The organism is Streptomyces murinus (genome assembly GCF_002154555.1).
Classification (GTDB): domain Bacteria; phylum Actinomycetota; class Actinomycetes; order Streptomycetales; family Streptomycetaceae; genus Streptomyces; species Streptomyces murinus.
Genome location: NZ_MUNF01000516.1, coordinates 1 through 3217, shown reverse-complemented (window position 1 = coordinate 3217; position 3217 = coordinate 1). Strand labels below are relative to the sequence as shown.

The 3217-nt window shown below is 72.5% G+C and carries 2 protein-coding genes, 1 tRNA gene and 1 pseudogene; 2 read left to right on the top strand and 2 right to left on the bottom strand.

Translation table 11 applies throughout. The annotated features are described in order from the left end of the window. Positions 1–1860: molybdopterin dinucleotide binding domain-containing protein (locus tag CCN72_RS28445; protein WP_086810758.1), on the top strand; the 1860-nt coding region annotated here is incomplete at its 5' end. A gap of 18 nt (positions 1861–1878) precedes the next feature. Here the strand turns inward: CCN72_RS28445 and selD are convergent. After that, positions 1879–2898 carry a selenide, water dikinase SelD gene (gene selD, locus CCN72_RS28440; RefSeq protein WP_086810756.1) on the bottom strand — a complete coding sequence of 340 codons (1020 nt, stop codon included), beginning with the start codon at positions 2896–2898 and terminating at the stop codon, positions 1879–1881. 34 nt (positions 2899–2932) lie between these two features. Between selD and CCN72_RS39210 the strand changes: the two genes are divergently transcribed. Continuing rightward, positions 2933–3025, top strand: a tRNA-Sec gene (locus tag CCN72_RS39210). A gap of 14 nt (positions 3026–3039) precedes the next feature. Here the strand turns inward: CCN72_RS39210 and CCN72_RS41740 are convergent. Further along, positions 3040–3217 (bottom strand): annotated as a pseudogene (locus CCN72_RS41740) (SelB domain-containing protein); the annotation flags it as partial.

Genomic DNA, 3217 nt, shown 5'->3' with positions numbered 1-3217 from the left:
AACATCGGCCGCCCGGGCGGCGGCATCCTCGCGCTGCGCGGGCACGCCTCCATCCAGGGCTCGACGGACATCCCGACCCTGTTCAACCTGCTGCCGGGCTACATCCCGATGCCGCACGCGCACCAGAACCAGGACCTGGCCGCGTTCGTGGCGGCGGAGGCGGCGCACAAGGGCTACTGGGGCAACATGCGCGCGTACCTGGTGAGCCTGCTCAAGGCGTACTGGGGCGAGAACGCGACCGAGGAGAACGACTTCTGCTTCGACTACCTGCCGCGGCTGACCGGTTCGCACTCGACGTACGAGACGACGATGGCGCAGCTGGAGGGCACCTGCAAGGGCTACTTCCTGATGGGCGAGAACCCCGCGGTGGGCAACGCCAACACCAAGCTGATGCGGCTCGGCATGGCCAACCTGGACTGGCTGGTGGTGCGCGACTTCTCGCTGATCGAGTCGGCGACCTGGTGGAAGGACGGCCCGGAGATCGAGACCGGGGAGCTGCGCACGGAGGACATCCGTACCGAGGTGTTCTTCCTGCCGGCCGCCGCGCACACCGAGAAGGACGGCAGTTTCACCAACACCCAGCGGCTGCTGCAATGGCACCACCAGGCGGTCGAGCCGCCCGGCGAGGCGCGCAGCGACCTGTGGTTCGCCTTCCATCTGGGGCGGATCATCCGGGAGAAGCTCGCCGGGTCGGCCGACGAGATGGACCGGCCGGTGCTGGAGCTCGCCTGGGACTATCCGACGAAGGGCCCGCTCGTCGAGCCGGACGCCGAGGCGGTGCTCGCCGAGATCAACGGCCATGACGCGGCGGGCGAACCGCTCTCCTCGTACGAGCAGTTGAAGCCCGACGGCTCGACCACCTGCGGCTGCTGGATCTACTGCGGGGTGCGCGCCGACGGCGTCAATCAGGCCGCGCGCCGCAAGCCCGGCGGGGAGCAGGACTGGGTGGCCGCCGAGTGGGCGTGGGCGTGGCCCGCCAACCGCCGGGTGCTGTACAACCGTGCCTCCGCCGACCCCGAGGGCAGGCCGTGGAGCGAACGCAAGGCGCTGGTGTGGTGGGACGCGGACAAGGGCGAGTGGTCCGGGCACGACGTCCCCGACTTCACGAAGGACAAGGCGCCGGGCTACCAGCCGGACGAGGACGCGACCGGGCCCGCGGCGTTGTCCGGCCGGGACCCGTTCATCATGCAGGCCGACGGCAAGGCGTGGCTGTACGTGCCGTCCGGGCTCACGGACGGCCCGCTGCCCGTGCACTACGAGCCGCAGGACTCGCCGTTCCCCAACCTGCTCCACGACCAACAGCGCAATCCCGTACGGCAGTTGCTGCCCACGCTGCCCGACAACCGCTACCAGCCGAGCGGTGACGAGCGCGGCTCCGAGGTCTTCCCGTACGTGGCGACCACCTACCGGCTCACCGAGCACCACACCGCGGGCGGCATGTCCCGCTGGCAGCCCTATCTGGCCGAGCTCCAGCCGGAGTTCTTCTGCGAAGTCTCCCCGGAGCTGGCGGCCGAGCGGGGTCTGGAGCACACCGGCTGGGCGACGATCGTCAGCGCCCGCGCGGTGATCGAGGCGCGGGTGCTGGTCACCGAGCGGATGGCCCCGCTGACCGTGCACGGCCGCCGGCTGCACCAGGTGGGCCTGCCCTACCACTGGGGCCCCAACGGCTACACCACCGGCGACGCGGCCAACGAGCTGCTGCATCTGTCCCTGGATCCCAACACCCATATCCAGGAGGCCAAGGCGATCGCGGTGGACATCCGGCCGGGGCGCCGGCCGCGGGGTCCTGCGGCCGGAGAGCTGGTGCGGGCCTACCGGGCGCGGGCGGGCATCGACGCGCACACGGGTACCGAGCCGTAAGTCCCTTGTGCCGGTGGGTCATTCGAGCACGATGGTGTGGGAGCCGTCGTACGGCACCAGCTCCCCCACCACCGGCGCGCCGGGCACCTCCCCGGCGACCAGCAGTCCGCCGGAGGTCTGGGCGTCGGCCAGCAGCAGCCGGGTGTCGGCGTCGGTGGTGCCGAACCCGGTCCAGGGGGCGACCCATTCGAGGTTGCGCCGGGTGCCGCCGCTGACGAAGCCGTCCCGTACGGCCTCGCGGGCGCCGTCCAGGTAGGGCACGGCCGCGGTGTCGAGCACGGCGGTCACCCCGGACGCCTTGGCCAGCTTGTGCAGATGGCCGAGGAGGCCGAAGCCGGTGACATCGGTGGCGCAGGTCGCCCCGGCGGCGAGCGCGGCCTCGGCCGCGTCCCGGTTGAGGGCGGTCATGGTGGCGACGGCCTGGGCGAAGCGTTCGCCGGTGACCTTGTGCCGGTTGTTGAGCACGCCGAGGCCGAGCGGCTTGGTCAGGGACAGCGGGAGCCCCGGGCGGCCGGTGTCGTTGCGCAGCAGCCGCTCGGGGTCGGCGATGCCGGTGACGGCCATGCCGTACTTGGGTTCCGGGTCGTCCACGCTGTGGCCGCCGCCGATGTGGCAGCCCGCCTCGGTGGCGATGTCCAGGCCGCCGCGCAGCACCTCGCGGGCCAGCTCGAAGGGGAGCCGGTCGCGCGGCCAGGCCAGCAGGTTGACGGCGAGCACCGGGCGGCCGCCCATGGCGTACACGTCGGACAGCGCGTTGGCGGCGGCGATGCGCCCCCAGTCGTAGGGGTCGTCCACCACCGGGGTGAAGAAGTCGGCCGTGCACACCACGGCCGTGCCCGGCTGTCCCGGCAGGGTGACGACGGCCGCGTCGTCGCCGGTGGCGAGGCCGACCAGCAGCGGGGTGTCGCCCCCGGCGAGCTGGGGCACGGTCAGCCCGCTGACCACCTCCTCCAGTTCACCGGGCGGGATCTTGCAGGCGCAGCCGCCGCCATGGGCGAACTGCGTGAGTCGGACGGTCGCTTGGCGGGTCGGTGTCATCGCGGTCTCCTCGGGCACTAGCCTGGCGAGCGGTGGAGGCGTGTGGGTGCCTGGTGGCCCTCCCGGTCTTCAAAACCGAGGTGCCCGAGGATCTCGGGCAGGCGGGTTCGATTCCCGTCCGCCTCCGCTCCCCGGCCCGCCGCGGCAGCGTCTGCGCTGGTCGTCGACGCGTTCCGTGTGTCCCTGTGCGTCCAGGAACTCCAGCAGCGGTACGGCCACCCGGCGGGTGGTGTCCAGGGCGCGCCGGGCCTCGCTGAGGGTGAAGGGCTGGGGCAGGGCACGCAGTACGGCGGCGGCCTCGGCGTCGGCGCCGGGCAGC